The 1,463-nt window shown below is 66.2% G+C and carries 2 protein-coding genes and 1 pseudogene; all 3 read right to left on the reverse strand.

Annotated elements, in window-relative coordinates; all coding sequences use genetic code 11:
• A pseudogene (locus tag LQV45_RS31945) lies at window positions 1-82 on the reverse strand (PadR family transcriptional regulator); the annotation flags it as partial.
• Window positions 82-909: a DUF4097 family beta strand repeat-containing protein gene (locus tag LQV45_RS31950; protein ID WP_230011482.1), complete on the reverse strand. Its 828-nt coding sequence runs from the start codon at window positions 907-909 to the stop codon at window positions 82-84. The gene LQV45_RS31950 and the pseudogene LQV45_RS31945, both read right to left, overlap by 1 nt.
• Before the next feature lie 149 nt (window positions 910-1,058).
• The coding region (locus LQV45_RS31955; RefSeq protein ID WP_230011485.1) for a GDSL-type esterase/lipase family protein at window positions 1,059-1,463 on the reverse strand (405 nt) is incomplete at its 5' end.

The following is a 1,463-nucleotide window of genomic DNA, read 5'->3' on the forward strand; positions in this document are numbered from 1 at the left end:
GCTCGTAGCCGTGCTTGGGGCCCGATTCAAGCAGGGCGAGCAGGTACAGCCGCAGCGCCCCGTGGGCGAAGACGGGAGGCATCAGAGGGCCGTTTCGGTGTCCGGGCTGGGCTGGCCGTGGAAGAGCGATGTCTTTCCCGAGACCGAGTTGGTCCGGACCAGCATCAGCTTGGCGTCCGGACCCGCGATGGTCTGCACCGTGCCGCCGGGCTGGGCGTACCTCGTGTCATCGATGACCACCGCGCCGCTGGCGGACTTGGCCACGATGTCCACCCCGACGTCGTGCGGCAGCCGGATGGTGACGTCGCCGGAGACCGAATTGGCGCCAAAGTCATGGGTGAAGCCGTGCAGGTCGAAGCTCAGGTCGCCGCTGACGGTGTTCGCCCGGATGTTGCTGAATTCGCCCGAGGCCGTCACTTCGCCGGAAACGCTCTTGGCGGTCAGCACTCCGCGGTGGTTGCGGGCAATCACCTCGCCGCTGACCGTGTTGACGGACAGGTTCCCGGCGGTGCCGTCGGCCAGCACGGATCCCGAGACGGTGTTGAGCCGGGTGTGGCCGCTGAGCCCGGAAACCATGCCGTCGCCGCTCACCGTCCCGGCCTCGACCTCGACGCCGGCCGGCAGAGCGATGCTGATGACCACCGAGTTGCTGCTGCCGTTGTTGACGGTGCTCATCAGGTTCTTGAACCAGCCCTGCGGGCCGTGCAGTTGGTGGCGGACTTCCAGGCGGCCGTTGACGATCGAAACCGACAGCGGGTCGCCTTCGATTTCCGAGACCTCGATCCTGGCAACGTCCTCGTCATGGGTGACGATGTCGAAGCGGCCGCGGACAATCCCGAGTTTGAGGGAGTGGACGCCGTCGACGTCGATGGTCTGCGGGCCGGTCACGGTCCACGTGTTCTCTGACATGGTTCCTCCGGAAAGGCGAAAGGGCTGAGGCAACTAACGATATATCTCGACTATGAAGTCACGATATATCGCGCTTGCCGGCAGGTCAAGATATATCGCGACATCCCTGGAGGTGGGATCCCGACGCGGCCGGTTGCCTGCTTGCCCGCCTATTCCGGGGTGTCCAGGCCCAGCCACTGGAACCAGCCGCGGTGCAGCACGAGCCAGGCCATGAGGCCATAGCCGGCCTGGCCGGGCGTGCCGCCGTTGGCCGCGAGGTCCTGGCGCCACTGCTCGTGGTTCAGCAGCGGCGAGAACGTGTCGACATAGAGGTGCTTCCGGCGCGTCGTGACGTCGGCGAAGGCGGTGTTGAGCTCGCCGAGCCTGCGGTTCTGTGCGGGGTCAAGCGTGGGCGGCGGGCCCACGACGAAGACCTCGATCTTGTTCTGGGAGGCGGAGTCCAGGATGTTGGCCAGGTTCAGGCGGCTGCGGGCCGTGGACAAGCCGAACTCAATGTCGCGTCCTGACAGGCCGATCACCAGGCGGTTTTCGTGGTGGTTGCCGAAGCGCCGGCC

Source organism: Microbacterium sp. Bi128 (assembly GCF_918698205.1).

What these genes read in the sequence shown, in the direction of transcription:
- LQV45_RS31950 (WP_230011482.1), bottom strand. Translation starts at nt 909, where the DNA reads ATGTCAGAGAACACGTGGACCGTGACCGGCCCGCAGACCATCGACGTC.